A 3,785-nucleotide genomic window follows, 5' to 3' on the forward strand; every position below is an offset into this window, starting at 1 on the left:
AGGTCGTTGAAAAAGGCCGCGTAGGAGCAGCCCAGCACGGCGATGACGTCAGCGCCGCCGCGCAGGAAGCGCTGGGTGCCCTCGATGCAGTCGGCGATCACCTTGGCCTTTTGGGAGCAGGCCTTGAGGCATTTGCCGCAACCGATGCAGCGGGCGTGGATAACCTCCGCCCAGTCGGGACCGACCTTGATCGCCTTGACCGGGCAGTTGCGCACGCAGGAATAGCACTTGCGACAGCGCTCCCGAACGGTTTCGATGGGTCCCATGACATACTCCCCGGCTGGTGGCGATGCGTGCCGGCCGCGGCACAATCGGCCCATTCTGCCGAGGCGCGCAATGGTTGTCAAGAATCCTGGGCGAGGGATGAGCGAGGGACTGGATCAACGGGTGCGGAAGCGTCCCACCTCGTCGCTGAAGTGGCAGGCGGCGAAATGCCCCGACTGTTTTTCCAGTAGTGCCGGCGCCTCGATGGCGCAGATTTCGCGGGCATAGGGGCAGCGTGGATGGAAGGTGCAGCCGCCCGGCGGCGCCAGGGGGGAGGGCACCTCGCCCTTGAGGGGGGTGTAGCTTTTGCGCCGGGTCGGGTCGGGAACCGGCACGGCGTTGAGCAGCGCCTCGGTGTAGGGATGGCGCGGCCGCAGGTAGAGATCCCCGGCATCGGCCTGCTCGACGATGGCGCCGAGGTACATGACCGCCACCTCGTCGCTGATGTGCTCGATGAGGGAGAGGTCGTGGGCGATGAACAGATAGGTGAGGTCGAATTCGCGTTGCAGGTCTTGCAGCAGGTTCACCACCTGGGCCTGGACGGAGAGATCGAGGGCCGACACGGGTTCATCGGCCACCACCAGGCTCGGCCTGAGCGCCAGGGCGCGTGCGATGCCGATCCGCTGGCGTTGCCCGCCGGAAAATTCATGGGGATAGCGGCGGGCATGGTCGGCGCCCAGGCCGACGCGTTCGAGAAGCTCGGTCACGCTCTCCTCGATGGTGCCGATTGCCAGGCCGTGGATGCGCAGGGGTTCGCCGATGATGTCGCCCACGCGCATGCGCGGATTGAGGGAGGAATAGGGGTCTTGAAACACCATCTGCATCCGGCGACGCAGCGGCCGAACCTGCGCGGACGACAGGGGCACCAGGTCGCGTCCCTCGAACAGAATCTCGCCGGCGTCGGCGGCGAGCAGCTTCATGATGAGCTTGCCGGTGGTCGATTTGCCGCAGCCCGATTCGCCCACCAGGCCCAGGGTTCGACCCGGCCGTAACTGGAAGGAGACGCCGTTGACCGCCTTGAGTTCCTCGCGTCGGCCCCGCAGGGGCGAGGTCTTGATCCAGAAGGATTTGCGCAGGTTGCGTACTTCGAGCAGGGGCGTCGCGTCCCGGTTCATGCGGACCTCCAGCAGCGAACCTGATGGCCGGGAGCCACCTCGCGCAAGGGCGGCAGTTCGCCGCGGCAGGGAGCGAAGGCCACCGGGCAGCGCTCGAGAAAGGGACAGCCCTCGGACTGCTTGCGCGGGTCGGGCACCTGGCCGCCGATGGGCGCCAGGCGCGTCTTCTTTTCGCCCAGGCGCGGCACGCAGGCCAGCAGCCCTTGGGTGTAGGGATGGCGGGGGTCGGCGTAAACCCTGGCCACCTCGGCGCGCTCCATCACCAGCCCGGCATACATGATGGCCACCTGGTCGGCGGCCTGGGCGACGATGCCCAGATCGTGAGTGATGAGCAGGGTCGCCATCTGGCGCTCTTCCTTTAAGCCGCGCAGCAGTTCCATGATCTGGGCCTGGATGGTGACATCCAGGGCGGTGGTCGGCTCGTCGGCGATGAGCAGTTGCGGATCGCAGGCCAGGGCCATGGCGATCATCACCCGCTGGCGCATGCCGCCGGAGAGGTTGTGGGGATAATCGAACAGCCGCTGGCGCGGCGCGGCGATACCCACCCGGTGCAGCAGGTCGGCCGCGGCATCCAGGGCCGCGCGGCGTTCCAGACCCTTGTGCAGGCGCAACACCTCGCCGATCTGCTCGCCGATGCGGAAAACCGGGTTGAGGGACGTCATGGGTTCCTGGAAGATCATCGAGATGCGGTTGCCGCGCACGCGGCGCATTTCCGCAAGGGGCAGGCGCAGAAGATCCTCGCCGTGAAAGAGAATCTCGCCCTCGACGATGCGGCCCGGCGAGGGGACCAGGCGCAGAATGGAGAGGGCGGTCATGGATTTGCCGCAACCCGATTCGCCCACCAGGGCCAGGGTTTGGCGTGGCGGCAGGTCGAGATCGACGCCGCGAATGGCCTTGACGATGCCCGAGGAGGTGAAAAAGTAGGTTTTGAGGTTGCGTATCGCCAGAAGGGCCGACATGGGACTCCCGCGGGACAGTCAAAGGGATCGTCTTTGAATTGATGGCTTCAGAATTTAACCCCAATCGGCGACCCGGTCAAGAAATGCCTGGATGGGTTTTCCTTGGGGCGGGCCTTTGTGCTAGGATCGAAACCTTTGCATGCAAATGGCGCACGGACCACCAAGGACGGGCCAGGACGAGCACGCCACGGACAGAGGACAAACTACCAGTGACAAACAACAGCTTGGTCGATTTGCATCTGCACACCAGCTATTCGGATGGCGTGCATACCCCCGAGTCCCTGGTGCGCCTGGCCGCGGAGCAGGGCGTGGTCGCCCTGGCGATTTGCGATCATGATAATCTCGACGGCATCGCGCCGGCCCGCGTCGTGGCCGAACCCCTGGGCATCCGACTGGTCAGCGGCGTGGAGCTTTCCAGCCGCTGGCGCAATTTTGACGACCTGCACATCCTGGGGTATGGCTTTGACCCCGAGCACCCCGAATTGGGTCGCGAGTTGGCGGATTTTCGCGATTTTCGCCTGCGCCGCAACGAGCTTATCGTGGGGCGGGTCAACCGGCGCCTGGCGAGCGAAAAGCGCGCGCCCCTCGATTTCGCTCGGGTTCTGGACCTTGCGGACGGCACCCTCGGACGTCCGCACATCGCCCAGGCCCTGCTGGAAAAAGGCTATGTGACCGACACTGCCGAGGCCTTTCAACGCTATCTCATCCCCTGCAACGTGGAAAAACGCTTCTTTCCCGCCGACCAGGCCATTGACCTGGTGCATCGCGCCGGGGGGGTGGCGGTGCTGGCTCATCCGTCCCTGATCACTCCCGAGCGGCGCCGGTTGGAGAACCTGATCGATGTGCTCGCCAGCTTTGGTCTTGACGGATTGGAGGCCTACCACGGCGGGGCGAACCGCGACGAGGTCGATTATCTCATCAGCCTTGCGCGACGCCGCAACCTGATCGTCACCGGCGGGTCGGACTATCATGGCTTTGCCGGCGATGAGGGGCGCATCGGCTGGTGTCGCGGGGTGCTGCCCATCCCTTATGCCTGCGTCGAGGAAATCCAGGCCGCCTTGCTCAGGCGTCGCGAAGCTGCTAGCCGATAAGGCCCTGTTCGTGGGGTCTGGCGCGTCGCGCTGCGCCCCGGCCGACGCTAAGGGGCACTCCCCGTCGGGGATATGGCCGGTCGACCTGTCGGGATTCTGGCGCGCTCCCCGGCTGCCGGCGCTGACAAAATCCGTGCTCAGCCAGAATATCTAAGTGATTTCTTGCGTTTGCAAAAAGGGTTTTCTTGAGCTTAAAGCCTGTGGTATAAACCTTGCTCATGTTATCGGTCGGAATGTTTAAAAAGCCCTTATCCGGCCTATCTTTGACTACCGAGGAGAATACCCGAGATGCAGTCGTCCGAATTTCAGGAGCAGAGCTCCCTCTGCCCGCTGAACCGTCGAACCTTCATCAAAGG

Annotated in this window: 4 protein-coding genes; 1 reads left to right on the top strand and 3 read right to left on the bottom strand. The window is 64.5% G+C overall.

Annotated features, from left to right (window positions below; all coding sequences use genetic code 11):
• From QAT43_RS14525 to QAT43_RS14535, 3 genes are all read right to left on the bottom strand, one after another.
• Positions 1–266, bottom strand: a 266-nt coding sequence (locus tag QAT43_RS14525; RefSeq protein WP_305043808.1) for a 4Fe-4S binding protein, incomplete at its 3' end; no start/stop codon positions are given.
• A 114-nt stretch (positions 267–380) separates the two neighbouring features.
• Positions 381–1,379 (bottom strand): ABC transporter ATP-binding protein, encoded by a 999-nt coding sequence (locus QAT43_RS14530; protein ID WP_305043809.1) that lies wholly within the window; start codon positions 1,377–1,379, stop codon positions 381–383.
• Complete coding sequence (locus QAT43_RS14535) at positions 1,376–2,338, bottom strand: ABC transporter ATP-binding protein (protein ID WP_305043810.1); 963 nt, start codon at positions 2,336–2,338, stop codon at positions 1,376–1,378. Before QAT43_RS14535 ends, QAT43_RS14530 begins: the two co-directional genes overlap by 4 nt.
• Positions 2,339–2,547: 209 nt before the next feature.
• Here QAT43_RS14535 and QAT43_RS14540 point away from each other — a divergent pair, with 209 nt between their 5' ends.
• Positions 2,548–3,429 (top strand): PHP domain-containing protein, encoded by an 882-nt coding sequence (locus QAT43_RS14540; protein WP_305043811.1) that lies wholly within the window; start codon positions 2,548–2,550, stop codon positions 3,427–3,429.
• The last annotated feature ends 356 nt before the right edge of the window (positions 3,430–3,785 follow it).

The organism is Geoalkalibacter sp. (assembly GCF_030604225.1).
In the GTDB taxonomy this organism is placed as follows: domain Bacteria; phylum Desulfobacterota; class Desulfuromonadia; order Desulfuromonadales; family Geoalkalibacteraceae; genus Geoalkalibacter.